The sequence below is a fragment of the Kingella negevensis genome (assembly GCF_030177895.1).
Taxonomy (GTDB): domain Bacteria; phylum Pseudomonadota; class Gammaproteobacteria; order Burkholderiales; family Neisseriaceae; genus Kingella_C; species Kingella_C negevensis.
This window is the reverse complement of sequence record NZ_CP123448.1, coordinates 775,367-791,781: the sequence shown is the minus strand read 5'-3', so window position 1 is coordinate 791,781 and position 16,415 is coordinate 775,367. Positions and strand designations below refer to the sequence as shown.

Below are 16,415 nucleotides of genomic sequence, written 5' to 3'. Positions count from 1 at the left end.
AGTTTGTGAAGTTAGGTTAGAATTTGCTTTTTCAGGCTGCCTAGTTATTTAGGAGTATTATTATGTATGAAATTCATTCTTCGGTTCAATCTAAATCAGAAAAATATGAGGAATTGCTGCCGCAGTTACGCGCGGTAATGGCGGCGGATTCTGATTTGTTTATTGCCACTTTGGCGAACACTTGCGCGGTGTTGAAAGAGCATTTTGGCTGGTTTTGGGTGGGCTTTTATCTGGTAAACAAGACAGGCGACGAGCTGATTCTTGCGCCATTTCAAGGGACAATTGCTTGCACGCGCATTGCGAAAGGGCGTGGTGTGTGTGGTCAATCTTGGGCGCGAAATGAGATTATGGTCGTGAAAGATGTGAACGCACACCCAGACCACATTGCATGTTCGGCTCTGTCGCAATCAGAAATTGTGTTGCCTGTTTACAATAAACGCGGCGAGATTGTGGGCGTGCTGGATATTGACCACACGGAAATTGCTACGTTTGATGACACGGACGCGCATTATTTGCGTTTAGTGTGCGATAGTTTGACAGAATTGTTAAATGTGCCTGAATTGGCATGAATTGACACGATAAATCGCAGCCTGAAAACCGTTTTAAAAAAACAAACAGGCTGCATAAAAAACAAGATACGTCAGCAAGAACAAAAACTTGTTAAATTGATAAATTGCGTAAATCACGAAAATACACAGCGCAATCGCAAAAATATTTTCCGTAATACGCGAATACATCAAATAAAAGAACAACGTATCTAAAAGAGTATGAAAAACAAGCGGTTTAACCGTACGAAAAAATTGACTCATCATTCAACCATTGTAAACGTTTTTAAACGCATTTGGCAGCCTGAAAACCCAAACAGCGTTATAATCTCTTATCAAAAATTCACAAATGAAACACAGATTATGTCAGTAACCAGCACCACCATTGTCCAACCCAAAACCATTGCCTTTGAGCAACCTTTTACGCTGCAAAACGGCAAAACCTTGCCCCGTTTTGATTTGATTACCGAAACCTACGGCAGCCTGAACGCCCAAAAAGACAACGCCATTTTGATTTGCCACGCCCTGTCAGGCACACATCACGCCGCAGGTCGCCACAGTCCAAGCGACAAACACGCAGGCTGGTGGGACAACATGATTGGCGCAGGCAAACCGATTGACACCAATAAATTTTTTGTCGTCGTGCTGAACAATTTAGGTGGTTGCGCAGGCAGTACAGGTCCAACCAGCATCAATCCCGAAACAGGCAAAATTTACGGCGCAGATTTTCCCCTAGTTACCGTGCGCGACTGGGTACGCAGCCAAGCCATGCTCGCCGACACTTTGGGGATTGAGCAATGGGCGGCGGTAGTTGGCGGTTCGCTGGGTGGCATGCAAGCCTTGCAGTGGGCGATTGATTTTCCTGAACGCGTCAAACACGCACTGGTGATTGCGTCCGCACCCAAATTAAGCACGCAAAACATCGCGTTCAATGACGTGGCACGTCAAGCCATGCTCACAGACCCCGAATTTTTTGAAGGCAACTATTTGGCGAACGAAACCAAGCCGCGTCGCGGTTTAAAAATTGCGCGCATGATGGGACACATCACTTATTTAGCCGAACACGGTTTAGGCGAAAAATTTGGTCGTACCCTGCGAAACGGCGAATATCAATACAATTATGATATTGATTTTGAAGTAGAAAGTTATCTGCGTTATCAAGGCAATAAATTCGCCGAAACTTTTGATGCGAACACTTATTTATTGATGACCAAAGCCTTGGATTATTTTGACCCTGCGGCGGAACACGGCGACGATTTACAGGCTGCGTTAGCGAATGTGAAAAGCAAATTTTTCATCGCCAGCTTCAGCAGCGACTGGCGTTTTTCGCCCGAGCGTTCACGCGAAATCGTACAAGCGTTGGTGGCATCGCGCAAAACCGTGCAATATGTGGAAGTGGAATCACAATTTGGGCATGATGCCTTTTTGATGGACGACGCGGCTTATATGAACGCCGTCCGCGCGTATATGAAAAATATTCAGGTGAGCGTATGAAAGAGTGGCTGATTGGCTTGACTGCGCTGGTGTTGATTGCTGTGGCGTACATCCATATCCCAATGGAATGGCGGCGACAAAAAGACATTGAAATGGGCAATAAAATCATCGCCAATATTGAGCAGTTTCAGCAAAAAAACGGGCGTTTGCCTGCCAACACGGAAGCGGAATTATTACCGCTTGGTTTTCATCACAATCAACAAGGTTGGCAGCCGAATTTTGTTCCCATTGGTAACAATCAATATGAAATCCGTTTTCAAGATGGTTACACGCCGCCGTTTTTAACTTGGCGAAACCGTGAAGAAGGCTGGGTGCTAGTTAAGTAACGTGTAGGTCGGTGCATTTATGCCCGATTTCGCAGCCTGAAAACAAACTAATTAAAAAAGACAAAAACCATGAAATTAAGAGACGATTTACAACTGATTTACGACTGGATTCCGCAAAACGCCCATGTGCTAGATTTGGGCTGCGGCAAGGGCGAATTATTAGAAGCCCTGATGCGCAACAAAAACTGCACAGGCTACGGCGTAGAAATTGCCGTAGATGGCGTTCAGGCTGCGATAGAACGTGGCGTAAACGTGATTCAAGCAGACTTAGAACAAGGATTGTCCGCATTTGGCGACAACAGTTTTGACGTGATTGTGCTGAGCCAAACCATTCAAGCCATGCAAAACACCGAAACCATTTTGCGCGACTTAACTCGCGTGGCAAAACAAGCGATTGTGTCGTTCCCGAACTTCGGCTACTGGCGCAACCGCTTCCAAATTGCGCTGCTCGGACACATGCCCGTTAGCGAACGCATGCCGTATCAGTGGTACAACACGCCCAATATTCATTGGTGTACGCTGCAAGATTTTGACCGCTTGTGCGCGCAAAACAACATCAATGTGCTTGAACGCACCGTAATGGCTGGCGGTAAACGCGTGGAATATTTGCCGAATTTGCTCGGCAGTTTGGCGTTTTATCGCGTGGGTTAAATTGTTTGCAAGATTTTGTAAAATCATATATAAACTCAATCAACCGCAGCCTGAAACAGAAATATAAAGTTTCAGGCTGCTTTTATAATATTTCAGGCTGCGTGTGAAATGCAGCCTGAAAATAATGGCTTGTCTGTGAAATTTTTATTGTAGGTTGGATTCTCGAATCCAACATTTCGCCAGATTGGATAATTGTTGGATACAAGTATCCAACCTACGTATTAAGTTTCTCAGCGTATTTAACGAAAGGAAATATTCATGGGTAATTTCAATCCTATGTATATCACATTCAGCGTGTACCTAATTGCCGTGCTGCTGATTGGTTTAGCCGCGTATTTTTCCACGCGCGATTTTGACGATTATATTCTTGGCGGACGCAGCTTAGGCGCATTCGTAACCGCCATGTCCGCAGGTGCGTCTGATATGTCAGGTTGGCTGTTGATGGGTTTGCCTGGCGCGATTTACTTCACAGGCTTGAGCGAATCTTGGGTGGTAATCGGCTTAGTTTTGGGCGCGTATCTCAACTGGCGATTGATTGCAGGGCGACTGCGCGTGCATACCGAATATTGCAACAACGCCATGACTTTGCCCGATTATTTCTACCACCGCTTCGGCGCAAAAGGACACAGCATTAAAGTTTTGTCGGCATCTATCATCTTGTTTTTCTTTACAGTTTACAGTGCGGCAGGTGTCGTGGCAGGGGCGCGATTGTTCCAAAGCCTGTTTGAAGTAAGCTACACCCAAGCGATGTGGCTCGGTGCAGCCGCCACAATTATTTACACTTTCATCGGCGGTTTCTTAGCAGTAAGCTGGACAGATACTATTCAAGCCACTTTGATGATTTTTGCCCTCGTTTTAACGCCCGTGATGGTGTATTTAAACTTAGGCGGCGCGGACGAAATGTCAGCCGCGATTCAGGCTGCGGCACAAGCTAACGGCAAGTTTTACAGCGACTTTTTGCACGGCACAACCGTAGTCGGCATTATTTCCAGCGTGGCGTGGGGTTTAGGCTATTTCGGACAACCGCACATTTTGGCGCGTTTTATGGCGGCTGACAGTGTGAAATCTTTGGTGAAAGCGCGCCGAATTGGTATGTCTTGGATGATTGCTTGCTTGGGCGGCGCGGTGTTGGTGGGCTATTTTGGGATTGCCTACTTCGGCATGCGCCCTGAAGATGCCGTTTTCATGAAAGGCGACCACGAGCGTGTTTTCATTGCGCTGACAACCATTTTGTTCAACCCTTGGATTGCAGGTGTGATTTTGTCGGCAATTTTGGCGGCGGTAATGTCCACCTTGTCGGCACAATTATTGGTCTGCTCAAGTGCGGTGACGGAAGACTTCTACAAAGGTTTCTTGCGCCCAAATGCGCCACAAAAAGAGCTGGTGTGGATTGGCCGCTTAATGGTGTTGGCGGTGGCTGGCATTGCGATGATTATCGCGTCCGATCCAAACAGCAAAGTGCTGGGCTTGGTTTCGTATGCGTGGGCAGGTTTTGGCGCAGCGTTTGGCCCGATTGTGATTTTGTCTTTGGTGTGGAAACGCATGACAGAGCAGGGCGCGTTGGCAGGTATGCTGGCGGCAGCGGTTACTGTGGTGGCTTGGAAACCGATGACGGGCAGCGCACTTTATGAAATGGTGCCAGGCTTTATCGTTGGCGTGATTGTGGCGATTGCGGTTTCGTTGGCAACTAAGCCAAATGCGGAAGTTGAGAAACGCTTTGAGCAAGCTGAAGAGGCGTTTAAAAAAGAACACATGGAATAAAACACAAGCAGCCTGAAAACACTTTCAGGCTGCTTTTTTCATCGTTTCGCAAAACCTTGTTGCTGCAAAAATGCCAACACATCAGGGCGAACTTCGCGACACAGTGCACCGCTAATCTGTTTCGCCCAATCCAAATCCAGCTGGCTGCGTTCACGATAATAATCCGCAACCATTTGATTATAGGCATTCAAATCATCTGTATTGGCAGCCTGAAAAGCGTTTTCAGACACAATCATACGCGCAGGCAAACGTGGACGCTGCATCGGTTCTTGGTCGGGATACCCCAAACTCATGCCCACAATCGGCACAACGCCGCGCGGCAACGTCAAAATCTGCGCCACTTGCGCCATATCGTTGCGAATGCTGCCCAAGAACACGCCACCTAAGCCCAGCGATTCCGCTGTGAGCAACACGTTTTGCGCAAAAATCCCCACATCAACCGCGCCCATCAGCAGCACTTCTATCCAGTCAATTTGCGCTTCGGGTGCAAGCTGTAAATGGCGCGACACATCGGCGCAGAAAATCAGCAGTTCTGCGCATGCTTCCACATAAGCATGACCGCCTTTGCCGCCGCCCATGCAGATGGTGCGAATTTGAGCGCGTTTTGCCAAATCGGTTACGCGGATAATGCTGACGTTTTGCAAAAAGTTAGACGATGATGCCATTTGCCCCGCCTGAATCAGCGTGTCGAGCAATTCGGGCGCAATTGGCTGCGCAGTGAATTTGCGGATTGAGCGGTGGTTGAGTGTGGTTTCAAGGGTGGGTTTGCTGGTAAACATATTTTTCCTAACCGTGTTTTCGTTGGAATTCTTGCATAAATTCTGCTAACGCTTGCACGCCTTCTAATGGCATGGCGTTGTAAATACTCGCGCGCATGCCGCCGAGCGTTTTGTAGCCTTTGAGTGATTTCAAGCCGCGCAAGTCTGCTTCAAAGATGAATTTTTTGTCTAACTCTTCGCTGCCTGTGTTGAAGATGACGTTCATTTTGGAGCGTGCGCGTGGGGCGATGTTGTTGCGATAGAAGCCGCCGCTTTGGTCGATGGTGTCGTATAGCGTTTGTGCTTTGAGATTGTTGAACTGTTCAATTTTTGCTACACCACCTTGCGTTTGCAACCAACGGAACACCAGTCCTGCCATATAAATTGGGTAGGTGGCTGGGGTGTTATACATGCCGTTGTTGGCTATATAGCGCTGGTAATTCCACACGTTGGGCAATTTGTCGGAGCAGCGTTCCAGCAAATCTTCGCGAATGATGACAATGGTTGCGCCGCTTGGCCCGACGTTTTTCTGTGCGCCTGCGTAAATCACGCCGAAATCTGCTACATTAATCGGGCGCGACAAAATATCGGAAGACATGTCGCAAATCATGGGCGGTGAGTCTGCGCTGAGTTTTGGCACGGGATTATATTGCAAGCCGTGTACGGTTTCGTTGCTCACATAATGCACAAAGGCGGAATCGGGGCTGATGTCCCAGTTTTCAGGCTGCGGTAAATCGGTGTAATTGAATTGCTCGCCGCCGTGTGCTGCGGTGTGAATGGTGCAGTCGGTTACTTTCATCATTTGCTCGTGGGCAATGCGCGACCAGTTGCCGCTAATCACGCTGTCGATGCGTTTGAAGCCGTTGGCGAAATTCATGGCAACGAGTTCAAATTGGGTGCTGCCGCCGCCTTGCATGAAGAGAATTTTGTAATTATTGGGAATGTTCAGCAGTTGGCGCAAATCTTGTTCGGCGTGGTGCAAAATGCTCAGGAAAATATCGGAGCGGTGCGATAGGGTCATCACGGGAAAACCTGTGCCGTTGTAGTCCAGCATTTCTTGCTGGGCGGTTTGCAACACGCTTTCAGGCAGCACGGCTGGGCCGGCAGAAAAATTGTAGATTTTTGGCATGATGATGTCCTTGTCTTGTAAAAAAAGATGGAAGGGATTTTATGCCTATTGTGTTAAATTTTGCAAGGAAAGCAATGGAATGCAGCCTGAAAATGGGTGGGAAAGAATGTAAAGACCTTTGAAATTTACATTGTAAACGTAAAAAAATCTTGATAGATTGTTTAGATTTATTAAATATTGTTTCTTTAGTCATAAAGTAGCGCCCATTCAGAAGCGGTGCGTTCAACACAAACAACAAAGGATTTTCCCCATGAAATTACGCACTACCCCATTATTATTGGCACTTGGTTTGGTATTTGGTTTAACGACTACCGACAACGACGGCAAAACCATTGGCGGCATGGCAGAAAAATGGGATAGTGCAGATACAAATTGTGGACATTCCACTTGCGCGATGCCAAATGGAGCAATGGCGACTCAGTTACCGCAGAAGATTTTGTTTACAGCTTCCGCCGTTTGACTGACCCAGCCTAGCTATTTGGTTGATGTGAAAGTCGCCAACGCGCAAGAAATTGTGGACGGTAAAGCTAAGCCCGATACGTTGGGCGTAAAAGCTGATTTTCCAATGGCGCAAAATGACGGCGAGCCGCCATCGCTCCATTGAAAGCAGCCTGAAAAGTTGTAGCGGGCATCATTATGCGCGACAATCTCGGCTGCCAAATAATTGTAGAGGGCGCCGCGTGCACCCTACGCCAGAATATTTGCGTATTCAAATGCAGCCTGAAAATAGGAAACAAGGACAGAGTGATGACAAGCAACAGAAAAATTGTAGACAAATTTTTGCAAGGTGAGAAAGTGGTGTGGAAGCCGTTGGGCGAGGTATTGAAACGCAGCAAAGGGACAAAAATCACGGCGGGACAAATGAAGGAACTGCACAAAGAGAACGCACCCGTTAAAATTTTTGCGGGCGGCAAAACGGTTGCTTTTGTGGACTACGCGGATATACCCAGCAAAGACATTCAAAATCAGCCGTCTATCATTGTGAAATCGCGTGGTTTTATTGAATTTGAGTATTACGATCGACCTTTTTCACACAAAAGCGAAATGTGGGCGTATCACTCAACAAACGAACAAATTGACACTAAATTTATCTATTATTTTTTGAAGCAACATGAACCGCACTTTCAGAAATTGGGTTCCAAAATGCAAATGCCGCAAATTGCCACACCTGACACGGATAAATTTTTAGTCCCCATTCCACCGCTTCACGTTCAACGTAAAATTGTCAACTTGCTTGACAATTTTACGGAGCTTACAGCACGCAAAAAGCAATATCAATATTATCGTGATTTATTGCTGGATTGCGAAAACCCGAAAAATCCGTTTGCAGGCAGCCTGCAAGTGGAATAGAAGACGTTGGGGGAAACTGTTGAAATTTGTAGAGGAAAAAGATTAGTTCGTAGCCAATTAGATTCAGAAAGTCCATTTCCTGTTTATCAAAATAGTTTGCAACCATTGGGATTTTTTAATGAAAAAAATTGCAACGCAAATAAGAACCCGTATTCACAAACAACTATTTGATAAATTTTAATATTTGTGAAATATACCCTAGTTTAACAAAATTTTCAGCAGATAAATTCGTCTGCTCAAAATCTTTTGCTAAACGTCGAGACCAACCTAACCATGCAAACGTTCGTTCTACAATCCAACGTTTGGGCAGAATATGCCAAGAAATATCTTGAATTCTCTTTGAAATCTCAACAGTTAAACCCAATTGCTCTGATACTTCACGCTCAAATGTATTCCGATAACCTGCGTCCGCACAGAAACCTTTTAAACTCGGATAGGTCTCAAACGCTTTTTTTGCTACAAAAATACCTGCTTTTGTGTCATGAATATTGGCTGCATGAACCACAACAGACAATAGATTACCCAACGTATCAACAGCTATATGTCGCTTACGACCTTTGATTTTTTTACCTCCATCAAAACCTTTATCATGTGCGCTAGAAGCTGTTTTGACACTTTGTGAATCAAGAATGGCATAAGTTGGCATTGCTTGTTTTTGATGGATTAAACGTTTTTTTGAACCAATGCCAAAAGAATTCTATCCCATAAGCCTGATTGATTGGCTCTGCGATAGAAACTCCATACGGTTGAATAAGGTGGAAAATCATTGGGCAGCATACGCCATTGGCAACCTGTTTTGGTGATGTACAAAACGGCATTCACTAATTGACGTTTATCCCATTTGTAGTGGCGTAGCTGGTTAAAATGTGGCTCAATCGCTTGCCATTGGGCATCTGTTAAGTCTGTTGGGTAGGATTTTCTAGTCATAAAGATATTTTATCATTTTTGTGAATACAGGTTCTAAAACTTTTGTGATTTCAGCAGGTGCTGCTGGTGATATTGGATTTAGTTATGTAGATTTTTGGGCTGCTGACGATTGTTATCATTTTGAATGCCCAGAAAATTTGAATGAACGATTTTTGTATTACATTCTAATTTCCCAACAAAAAATAATTAAAAACCAAGTCAGAAAAGCCAGTGTTCCAAGATTGGGGCGAGTATCTATTGAAAAACTTAAAATCCCAATCCCCCCACTAGAAACCCAAGCAAAAATCGTAGAAATCTTGGATAAATTCGACACGCTGGTCAATTCCATCAGCGAAGGTTTACCACGAGAAATCGAATTGCGCCAAAAACAATACGAATACTACAGAGAGCAATTACTAGATTTTCCACGCGAAAACTAAACAAAAGCAGCCTGAAAAAGTTTTCAGGCTGCTTTTTTAACCCAATCGCTGCAAATTCCGCTCACATTGCGCTGCCAATTCTACCAACGAAATCCCACGCAATTCCGCCACAATTTCTGCTACTTTTCGCGTATTCGCAGGCGTGTTGAGCGTGTCGCGCAGCATAAACGGGCTATCGGTTTCCAGCACAATCTGCTCAAGTGGCAACTGCGCGGCAAGTTGGCGCACTTTTTTTGCATTAGGATTAAGCAGCAGCGAACCTAGCCCAATCAGTAAGCCTTGCCCCGTGAGCAATCGCGCTTCTTCCATGCTGCCTGAAAATGCGTGGGCAATGCCGCCGTGCGCAAATTTTGTCTCACGCAAAATCTGCACCAGCGTTTGTGTGCTTTTGAGATTGTGCAAAATCACGGGGCGATGAAATTGCTGCGCGATTTCTATTTGCAGCCTGAAAACGTGTTGTTGCTGTTCACGCGCTTCAGGCGTGGTGGCTCGATGAAAATCCAGACCGATTTCGCCTAGCCACAATTCTGGGTTTTCCGCCAATGTGTTTTTCAGGCTGCGTGAAACAGTTTCGTTCCATTCTGCGGCGAACCATGGGTGAATGCCAATCGCTTTTCGGCGCACAAAGGTTTGTTTTAATGCAAGAATATTTTGCCAATCGGTGAACTGCGCGGCGGGAACAATGCAGCCTGAAACGTTGGCTTGCTGGGCTTGCGCGATGATTTCAGGCTGCGTTTGTGCAAAAGCCACGTCGGTTAAATGGCAATGCGTGTCGGTAAACATGGTTATTGCTCGGGTGGAATATCGAACACTTGGCGCAAATAGGCGAGGAAGGTGTCGTTGTCGGTAACGGTTTTGCCTGGGCTGTCGGACAGTTTGGCGACTGATTGCCCGTTGCATTCTACGAGTTTTAACACGATGTTGAGCGGTTCGTGTCCCATGTCGTTAGTCAGATTTGTGCCGATACCGAAGCTGGTTTTGAAACGCCCTTTGAAATATTGGTGTAAATCCCACGCTTTTTCTAGGTTCAAGCCGTCTGAAAAGGTGAGCATTTTGGTGCGACTGTCGATTTTGAGCTTTTTATAGTGGGCGTAGGCTTTTTCGCCCCATTCGTATGGGTCGCCGCTGTCGTGGCGTAAGCCGTCAAACAGTTTGGCGAAATAGAGGTCAAAATCGCGCAAAAATGCGTCCATGCCGACTACGTCTGTGAGCGCAATGCCTAAGTCGCCTCGGTATTCGTGTACCCATGCTTCTAATGCGGCTTTTTGGAAGTCGCGCAGTTTTACGTCCAACGCTTGAAAGGCTTGCATAAATTCATGCGCCATAGTGCCGATGGGAGTGATGTTGAGTTGCTTGGCAAGATAGACGTTGCTTGTGCCGCGGAAGACATCGGGCGCGGCTTGGACGAATTGTTCAACAACGTGTTTTTGCCATGCGAAGTTATAGCGGCGGCGGGTGCCGAAGTCGGACACTAAGAATGGTGGGTCGTCTGGGTGTTGTCTGCCTTGCAATAGGTTGATGTGTTTGCATTTTTCTTGCAAACGGCGTTCGCCTTCGGCTAGCACTTCGGGGGTTTCTAGGCGGCGGAAATAGAGTTCGTTCACAATCGCTAAGATGTAAATTTCGAAGAACATGGCTTGAATGACTGGCCCTTCAATGCGAATGTGCAATTTGCCGTCTTCGTCGCCCCATACTTTGACGAAGCGGCGTTTGAGTTGGAACAGTTCCATATAGTCCACGAAGTCGCTTTTGATGAAGCGAAGTTGGCGGAGGTAGTCTAGTTCGTCTTGTTGCAGACGCAGTTCGCAGAGGACGTCTAATTCGCGCTCTAAATCGGGGATAATTTCGGCAAGTGGGTAGGCGGTTTTTTTGTTGCGACAGCGAAATTCGTACACGCCGTGTGCTTGTGGGAATTTGTGTAGCACCACTTGGAGCATGGTGAATTTGTATAGGTCGGTGTCGAGGAGGGATTGGATAATGGGCATAGGGATTGTGTGCAAAAAGAAAGTATTTTAAACGATAGGAGTTGTGGGCGTGTAAAAGATTTGTTGGCAGCCTGAAAAATAGAGCGTCGGCAGCTCGCCGACAAAAGCCTTGAATGTGTTTCAAAATGGCAAGATGTCTGTGAGCCGCCGATGTTCCAGTGTGTAGGGTATGCCGTGCGCACCCTACGCACGTTTTCACGCAGCCTGAAAAATTCTATAATTCGCTTCAATATTTGTGTTTCAAGGGGAAATTATGTTTTTAAACCACATTTTGCAGCCTGAAAAATGGCGCGTTTATGTTCAACTGATGCGTGCTGATAAACCGATTGGCACGTTTTTGTTGCTGTACCCCACTTTATGGGCGGTTTGGATTGCATCGGAAGGGCAGCCTGAAATTTTAACGGTGCTGGCGTTTTCGGCTGGCACGTTTTTAATGCGTAGCGCGGGCTGTGTGGCGAATGATTGGGCTGACCGTGATTTTGACGGACACGTTGAGCGCACGAAAAATCGCCCGTTTGCGCGTGGGGCGGTTTCGGGCAAAGAGGCGAAAGCGTTGATTTTGGTACTGTGTGCGCTGGCGACGTTGTGTTTGTTGCCGTTTAATTTTGGGACTTTGCTGATGGCGTTTCCTGCGCTGTTTTTGGCGTTCACTTATCCGCTAATGAAACGCTTTTTTCCGATTCCGCAGTTTTATTTAGGGCTGGCGTTTTCGTTTGGCATTCCCATGGCGTTTATGGCGATTCAGGAAACTGTGCCTGTGATTGCGTGGTGGCTATTTGCGGCGAATGTGTTTTGGACGCTGGCTTACGATACGATTTATGCGATGGCGGACAAGGAAGATGATTTGAAAATCGGCATGAAAACGTCAGCGATTACGTTTGGCGATTGGGACGCGGAAATGGCGATGGTGAGCCATGGAATATTTGATTTGATTATGCTGCAAGTGGGTTGGCTGTTGGACGCAGCTTGGGTGTTTTGGGCGGCTTGGTGCGTGGTGTTTTTTTGGCAAGCGCAGCAATATTGGCGCATTTTGTCGCGAGACCGCGCGGCGTGTTTTGAGATGTTTTTGAGCAATAATAAAATTGGGTGTTTGTGGTTGGTGGCGATTGCGGCACATTTTGCGTTTGTGTGAATGCAGCCTGAAAAGTCGGGCATAAATACGCCGACCTACAAACCAAAAGCAGCCTGAAAATATTTTCAGGCTGCTTTTTTGTATGCTATTTCACGCTTTCCCACCATTTTTCTGTTGGTGTGTTGATGTCAAACACTTGCCCCATCATCGGCGTGAGCATAGGCAAATTTTTCTCTGCGGCAATCTGCGAACTTTCACGCACAGACTCGTCCCATTGGTGCGTAGAAAGTGGATATGCGCCCCAATGAATCGGCATCCAGCATTTCGCTTTTACGTCCAATGCAGCCTGAACGGTTTGCGCTGGGAACATGTGATTGTCTTCCCAAAGCGGATTGTATTGCCCATTTTCTACAAACGCTAAATCTATGCCGCCGAAGCGTTCACCGATTTTCTGAAAATGCGTTGCGTAAGAGCTGTCGCCTGAAAAATAGATTTTTTGCTGCGACGTTTCAAATACCCAGCCTGCCCACAGCGATTTTTTCGCGTCAAACGCGGTGCGTGATGCGTCGTGTCGCGCTGGTACGGCGTGGAATGTGATGCCGAATTGTTCGGTGGATTGCGCCCAGTCTAGCTCTTGGATTTGCTGGTTGGCAATGCCCCAGTTTCGCAGATACGCGCCTAAGCCGAGCGGTGCGATGAATTGGGCTTGGGGGCGATTTTTGGCAAAGTAATCAACGACGTTGTGGTCTAAATGGTCGTAGTGCGCGTGGCTGTATACGATGAAATCAATCGGCGGTAAATCTGCTAGCGCGACTGGTGGGGCTTGAAAACGGTGCATCATTAAGCCAACTGGGGACGCGCTTTCGTAGTAAACGGGGTCGATGAAAATGGTTTTGTTGTTGAGCCGCATGAGTAGGGTGGAGTGTCCAAACCAGATGAAACGGGCGGTTTCGCTGGGGGCGTGAAAGGCTTGCCAATCGGGTTGGACGGTGGGCAGGGGGCGTGGTGGGTGGAATTGCTCTTCTTCGGCGGCTAAACGCCACATTTCGCGCAGTACGCCTGATTTGAGTGGGCGTGTGGCTGGGGTGTTGAAGAATTGGCGTGTTTTGGGGTTGAAGTGGTCGCTTGGGGGGTAGGTGGGGAAGTTGGGGGTGTTGAAGTGGTCGCGGATAAAGGTGGCGATTAGGGGGAGTATTGGGGTGCGTTTCATGGTTTTCAGGCTGCGTGTTGGTGGTTTGTAGGTCGGATACAAGTATCCGACCTACGGGGTTAATCTTGTTCCATGCCGTTGAATGTGAACTCGTTGTCTTCTTCTAATGAGCAATCGGCAAAGCGGTTGTTCAGCAAATTGTCTTCGGCGGACACGGCGAAATCGCAAAAAATTTCTTCTGTGCTTCCTACGAAAAACGAGCAGTACACCATGTGTAATTTGGGTTCAACTTGTGCGCGTTCGGTTTTCAGGCTGCCTGAAAATTTGGGTTCGGCGAATAATTGGGCGATGATGTCGGCACGGTGTTCGTTGAGCCATGTGAGTTTGGCTGAGATGTTTTTTAAGGCGGTAGGAAGATTTGCCATTTCAGGGATGGCGAGGTCTAGCAGAATGGTGCAGTCGTCTCGTTCCCACAGGGTGCATTCGCCTTCTGCAGATTCGGTGGTTTCTACTTCTAAATAGTGGATTTGGGGAATGTGTTGTTGGATTAGGGCGTGGAGGTCTTTTTGTTTTAGCATGGGCGTTCTTTCTTTTGGACGGTAATTGTAGGTTATGCATTTATGCGCAACATTTGCAGCCTGAAAACTGTTGCGCATGAATGCACGACCTACAACTGATGGTTTTCAGGCTGCTTTATAATAGCTTTTCTTTTACTTGTAAATGCAGCCTGAAAATCTTATGAATCGCCGCCAATTTCTCTGTTATGCCGCCACGCTAACTGCCACAGCAACCGCGTCTATGCTCGGTTATCGCTATCTTTCACGCCCGCCAAGTCTTACGCTGAATAAGGTGGGTTTGCCGTTGGCGCATTTGCTACGCGACGGGGAACTGAACACACTGCCTAGCCGTGAACACGTCTGCGAAACGCTGATTTTAGGCAGCGGTGCGGCAGCGTTGTGTGCGGCGTGGACGTTGGTCAAAAATGGCTATCGCAATATTTTGTTGGCGGACGGCTTTGAGCGCCATGGCAATAATGCGGCGTATGCGTTTTCAGGCAGCCTGAACGCGCCAAGTGGGGCGCATTATTTGGCGTTGCCGTCTGCGGAAAGTACACATATGCTTGAATTGCTGGGGGATTTGGGTATTTTGCAGGGATTTGACGCGCTGGGTAAACCTGTTTACAGGGAAACGGATTTGGTTTTTGCGCCTGAAGAGCGGCTGTTTCGGGACGGGGATTGGCAATATGGTCTTGCGCCTGAAAATGATGGGGATACGCGGCGTTTTTTTCAGTTGATTGGGCAGTTGAAACAGGCGCGTGGTTCGGACGGGCGCAAGATTTTTGCGATTCCGATTGCGTTGTCTTCGCAAGATAAGCTGTGGCGGCAACTGGATTCGCTGACGTTTGCGCAGTGGTTGCGGCGTGAGCGTTATCGTTCGCCGCGCTTGCTGTGGTATTTGGATTATTGTTGCCGCGATGATTATGGGCAGGGGATTGAGCAGGTGTCGGCGTTTGCTGGGCTGCATTATTTTGCGGCGCGTGGCAATGAACATGCGACAGTTTTGACGTGGCAAGATGGGCTGAACCATATTTCTGAGGGGATTCGGGCGTTTTGCGGTATGCGGGCGATAAAGTCGCTGCCTGAAAATGGGGAGTTGGTTTTTGCGCGTCCCACAAGTTGTGCGGCGGTGGCAACGCGTGTGCTGGAAACGGCGGACGGGGTGGAGGTGGTGCTGCGTGATGTGGTGTCGGGCGATACGCGGTTGGTTCGGGCGAAAAATGTGATTTGTGCGATGCCGTTATTTGTGGCGAAACGAGTGTTGGCGCAGCCTGAAAAATATGGTTTTGATGTTTTCAGGCTGCCTGAGTATGCGCCTTGGTTGGTGAGCAATTTTGTGTTGCGTGGTTTTCCAAAAGAGCGGCTGCATTCGGAGTTGGCTTGGGATAATGTGGTGTATGGTTCGCGTGGGTTGGGCTATGTGGTGGCGACGAATCAGCAAATTAATGTGGCAAAACCTGAGCGGACGATTTTTACGGCGTATTCTGCGTTGAACCATGATGCGCCAGCAAATGTGCGCCGTGAGTTGTTGCAAGCGCAACCGCAGGATTTGCTGGGTTATGCGGCGCAGGATTTGTTGGCGGTTTATGGGAAGGGGTTTTGGCAGTTTGTGGAGCATGTGGATATGACGGTGCGGGCGCATGCGATGGCTGTGCCGAAGGTAGGTTATTTGGCTGATGATTTGTTGCTGAAACTGCGTGGACATGATTCGCAGATTGTGTTTGCGCATGGGGATTTTAGTGGCTATTCGGTGTTTGAGGAGGCGGCTTGGTGGGGTGTTCAGGCTGCGAAACGGGTTTTGTTGGCGCGTGGGCAAATAGTGTTATAATCCGCAAAATTTTGTTTTCAGGCTGCATTTTGGTTTTACCGCAGCCTGAAAGTTGTTTTATTTTTTCTTTTTGGAGTAACAAATAGATGTTCAGCAAAGCAGGTTTAGGCGGCTTAATGCAGCAAGCACAAAAAATGCAGGAAAACATGAAAAAAGCGCAAGCAGAATTGGCGCAAACTGAAGTGGAAGGTCAAGCAGGTAATGGTTTGGTGAAAGTGGTTGCCACTTGCAGCCATGAAGTGCGCGAAGTCCGCATCGACCCGCAACTGATTGAACAAGCGGTTGATGATGCGGAAATGTTGGAAGATTTGATTTTGGCGGCGTTGAACGATGCGCACCAAAAAGGTGAAGCCACCACTTCTGAACGCATGTCTAAATTCACGCAAGGTTTGCCTGCTGGCATGGGTGATTTCTTTAAATAATTTTTTTCAGGCTGCGTGAGGGAATGCTTATCGCAGCCTGA

General features: G+C 47.4%; 18 protein-coding genes and 1 pseudogene. 11 read left to right on the top strand and 8 right to left on the bottom strand.

Annotation, left to right across the window (positions count from 1 at the left end):
- Nucleotides 1–62: 62 nt before the first annotated feature.
- The 5 genes from QEO93_RS04410 to putP all read left to right on the top strand — a co-directional run bounded on the left by QEO93_RS04410 (nt 63) and on the right by putP (nt 4,777).
- Nucleotides 63–569, top strand: a complete 507-nt coding sequence (locus QEO93_RS04410) for a GAF domain-containing protein (protein WP_032137720.1) — start codon at nt 63–65, stop codon at nt 567–569.
- Nucleotides 570–908: 339 nt separating this feature from the next.
- Complete coding sequence (gene metX, locus QEO93_RS04405; protein ID WP_032137753.1) at nt 909–2,039, top strand: homoserine O-succinyltransferase MetX; 1,131 nt, start codon at nt 909–911, stop codon at nt 2,037–2,039.
- Nucleotides 2,036–2,365 (top strand): hypothetical protein, encoded by a 330-nt coding sequence (locus QEO93_RS04400; RefSeq protein WP_032137718.1) that lies wholly within the window; start codon nt 2,036–2,038, stop codon nt 2,363–2,365. The genes metX and QEO93_RS04400 overlap by 4 nt, the downstream gene beginning before the upstream one ends.
- A gap of 69 nt (nt 2,366–2,434) precedes the next feature.
- Nucleotides 2,435–3,016 carry a methionine biosynthesis protein MetW gene (metW, locus tag QEO93_RS04395; protein ID WP_032137717.1) on the top strand — a complete coding sequence of 194 codons (582 nt, stop codon included), beginning with the start codon at nt 2,435–2,437 and terminating at the stop codon, nt 3,014–3,016.
- Nucleotides 3,017–3,274: 258 nt separating this feature from the next.
- A complete protein-coding gene (gene putP / locus QEO93_RS04390; RefSeq protein ID WP_032137716.1) occupies nt 3,275–4,777 on the top strand; it encodes a sodium/proline symporter PutP in 1,503 nt (500 codons plus the stop codon).
- Between the two features lie 38 nt (nt 4,778–4,815).
- Here putP and nfsA read toward each other — a convergent pair whose 3' ends face one another.
- Together nfsA and serC are read right to left on the bottom strand one after the other, a co-directional pair.
- A complete protein-coding gene (nfsA, locus tag QEO93_RS04385) occupies nt 4,816–5,556 on the bottom strand; it encodes an oxygen-insensitive NADPH nitroreductase (RefSeq protein ID WP_032137715.1) in 741 nt (246 codons plus the stop codon).
- Between the two features lie 7 nt (nt 5,557–5,563).
- On the bottom strand, nt 5,564–6,664 hold the full coding sequence (serC, locus tag QEO93_RS04380; RefSeq protein ID WP_089152872.1) for a phosphoserine transaminase: 1,101 nt from the start codon (nt 6,662–6,664) through the stop codon (nt 5,564–5,566).
- Nucleotides 6,665–6,953: 289 nt separating this feature from the next.
- On the opposite strand from serC, the pseudogene QEO93_RS04375 reads away from it, so the two are divergent.
- Nucleotides 6,954–7,220 (top strand): annotated as a pseudogene (locus tag QEO93_RS04375) (ABC transporter substrate-binding protein); the annotation flags it as partial.
- Between the two features lie 191 nt (nt 7,221–7,411).
- Nucleotides 7,412–8,014: a restriction endonuclease subunit S gene (locus QEO93_RS04370; RefSeq protein ID WP_044250370.1), complete on the top strand. Its 603-nt coding sequence runs from the start codon at nt 7,412–7,414 to the stop codon at nt 8,012–8,014.
- A gap of 163 nt (nt 8,015–8,177) precedes the next feature.
- Here the strand turns inward: QEO93_RS04370 and QEO93_RS04365 are convergent, their stop codons facing one another.
- Together QEO93_RS04365 and QEO93_RS04360 are read right to left on the bottom strand one after the other, a co-directional pair.
- A complete protein-coding gene (locus QEO93_RS04365; RefSeq protein WP_085815393.1) occupies nt 8,178–8,660 on the bottom strand; it encodes an IS5 family transposase in 483 nt (160 codons plus the stop codon).
- Between the two features lie 17 nt (nt 8,661–8,677).
- Nucleotides 8,678–8,941 (bottom strand): transposase, encoded by a 264-nt coding sequence (locus QEO93_RS04360; protein WP_003789867.1) that lies wholly within the window; start codon nt 8,939–8,941, stop codon nt 8,678–8,680.
- A gap of 20 nt (nt 8,942–8,961) precedes the next feature.
- Here QEO93_RS04360 and QEO93_RS04355 point away from each other — a divergent pair, with 20 nt between their 5' ends.
- Nucleotides 8,962–9,360: a restriction endonuclease subunit S gene (locus tag QEO93_RS04355; protein WP_052368764.1), complete on the top strand. Its 399-nt coding sequence runs from the start codon at nt 8,962–8,964 to the stop codon at nt 9,358–9,360.
- Between the two features lie 36 nt (nt 9,361–9,396).
- Here the strand turns inward: QEO93_RS04355 and QEO93_RS04350 are convergent, their stop codons facing one another.
- Entirely contained in the window at nt 9,397–10,143 is a 747-nt protein-coding gene (locus QEO93_RS04350; protein ID WP_032137432.1) for a TatD family hydrolase, read from the bottom strand.
- 2 nt (nt 10,144–10,145) lie between these two features.
- The gene (pncB, locus tag QEO93_RS04345; RefSeq protein WP_032137431.1) at nt 10,146–11,345 is read right to left on the bottom strand and encodes a nicotinate phosphoribosyltransferase; all 1,200 of its coding nucleotides are present in this window, start codon (nt 11,343–11,345) and stop codon (nt 10,146–10,148) included.
- 253 nt (nt 11,346–11,598) lie between these two features.
- Between pncB and ubiA the strand changes: the two genes are divergently transcribed.
- Entirely contained in the window at nt 11,599–12,477 is an 879-nt protein-coding gene (ubiA, locus tag QEO93_RS04340) for a 4-hydroxybenzoate octaprenyltransferase (protein WP_032137433.1), read from the top strand.
- Between the two features lie 85 nt (nt 12,478–12,562).
- On the opposite strand, the gene QEO93_RS04335 is transcribed toward ubiA, so the two are convergent.
- Together QEO93_RS04335 and QEO93_RS04330 are read right to left on the bottom strand one after the other, a co-directional pair.
- Nucleotides 12,563–13,627, bottom strand: a complete 1,065-nt coding sequence (locus QEO93_RS04335; RefSeq protein WP_085815594.1) for an MBL fold metallo-hydrolase — start codon at nt 13,625–13,627, stop codon at nt 12,563–12,565.
- Nucleotides 13,628–13,686: 59 nt separating this feature from the next.
- Nucleotides 13,687–14,145, bottom strand: a complete 459-nt coding sequence (locus QEO93_RS04330; RefSeq protein ID WP_032137698.1) for a hypothetical protein — start codon at nt 14,143–14,145, stop codon at nt 13,687–13,689.
- Between the two features lie 160 nt (nt 14,146–14,305).
- Here QEO93_RS04330 and QEO93_RS04325 point away from each other — a divergent pair, with 160 nt between their 5' ends.
- Nucleotides 14,306–15,952 (top strand): NAD(P)-binding protein, encoded by a 1,647-nt coding sequence (locus QEO93_RS04325; protein ID WP_085815727.1) that lies wholly within the window; start codon nt 14,306–14,308, stop codon nt 15,950–15,952.
- A gap of 86 nt (nt 15,953–16,038) precedes the next feature.
- Entirely contained in the window at nt 16,039–16,374 is a 336-nt protein-coding gene (locus QEO93_RS04320; RefSeq protein WP_032137691.1) for a YbaB/EbfC family nucleoid-associated protein, read from the top strand.
- Nucleotides 16,375–16,415 lie beyond the last annotated feature (41 nt).

Excerpts from the sequence above, each read along its gene's own strand:
- metW (WP_032137717.1), top strand. The coding sequence starts at position 2,435 with ATGAAATTAAGAGACGATTTACAACTGATTTACGACTGGATTCCGCAA.
- QEO93_RS04330 (WP_032137698.1), bottom strand. The coding sequence starts at position 14,145 with ATGCTAAAACAAAAAGACCTCCACGCCCTAATCCAACAACACATTCCC.
- QEO93_RS04365 (WP_085815393.1), bottom strand. The coding sequence starts at position 8,660 with ATGCCAACTTATGCCATTCTTGATTCACAAAGTGTCAAAACAGCTTCT.
- pncB (WP_032137431.1), bottom strand. The coding sequence starts at position 11,345 with ATGCCCATTATCCAATCCCTCCTCGACACCGACCTATACAAATTCACC.
- putP (WP_032137716.1), top strand. The coding sequence starts at position 3,275 with ATGGGTAATTTCAATCCTATGTATATCACATTCAGCGTGTACCTAATT.
- QEO93_RS04400 (WP_032137718.1), top strand. The coding sequence starts at position 2,036 with ATGAAAGAGTGGCTGATTGGCTTGACTGCGCTGGTGTTGATTGCTGTG.
- serC (WP_089152872.1), bottom strand. The coding sequence starts at position 6,664 with ATGCCAAAAATCTACAATTTTTCTGCCGGCCCAGCCGTGCTGCCTGAA.
- metX (WP_032137753.1), top strand. The coding sequence starts at position 909 with ATGTCAGTAACCAGCACCACCATTGTCCAACCCAAAACCATTGCCTTT.
- ubiA (WP_032137433.1), top strand. The coding sequence starts at position 11,599 with ATGTTTTTAAACCACATTTTGCAGCCTGAAAAATGGCGCGTTTATGTT.
- QEO93_RS04370 (WP_044250370.1), top strand. The coding sequence starts at position 7,412 with ATGACAAGCAACAGAAAAATTGTAGACAAATTTTTGCAAGGTGAGAAA.
- QEO93_RS04335 (WP_085815594.1), bottom strand. The coding sequence starts at position 13,627 with ATGAAACGCACCCCAATACTCCCCCTAATCGCCACCTTTATCCGCGAC.
- nfsA (WP_032137715.1), bottom strand. The coding sequence starts at position 5,556 with ATGTTTACCAGCAAACCCACCCTTGAAACCACACTCAACCACCGCTCA.
- QEO93_RS04410 (WP_032137720.1), top strand. The coding sequence starts at position 63 with ATGTATGAAATTCATTCTTCGGTTCAATCTAAATCAGAAAAATATGAG.
- QEO93_RS04320 (WP_032137691.1), top strand. The coding sequence starts at position 16,039 with ATGTTCAGCAAAGCAGGTTTAGGCGGCTTAATGCAGCAAGCACAAAAA.
- QEO93_RS04360 (WP_003789867.1), bottom strand. The coding sequence starts at position 8,941 with ATGACTAGAAAATCCTACCCAACAGACTTAACAGATGCCCAATGGCAA.
- QEO93_RS04325 (WP_085815727.1), top strand. The coding sequence starts at position 14,306 with ATGAATCGCCGCCAATTTCTCTGTTATGCCGCCACGCTAACTGCCACA.
- QEO93_RS04350 (WP_032137432.1), bottom strand. The coding sequence starts at position 10,143 with ATGTTTACCGACACGCATTGCCATTTAACCGACGTGGCTTTTGCACAA.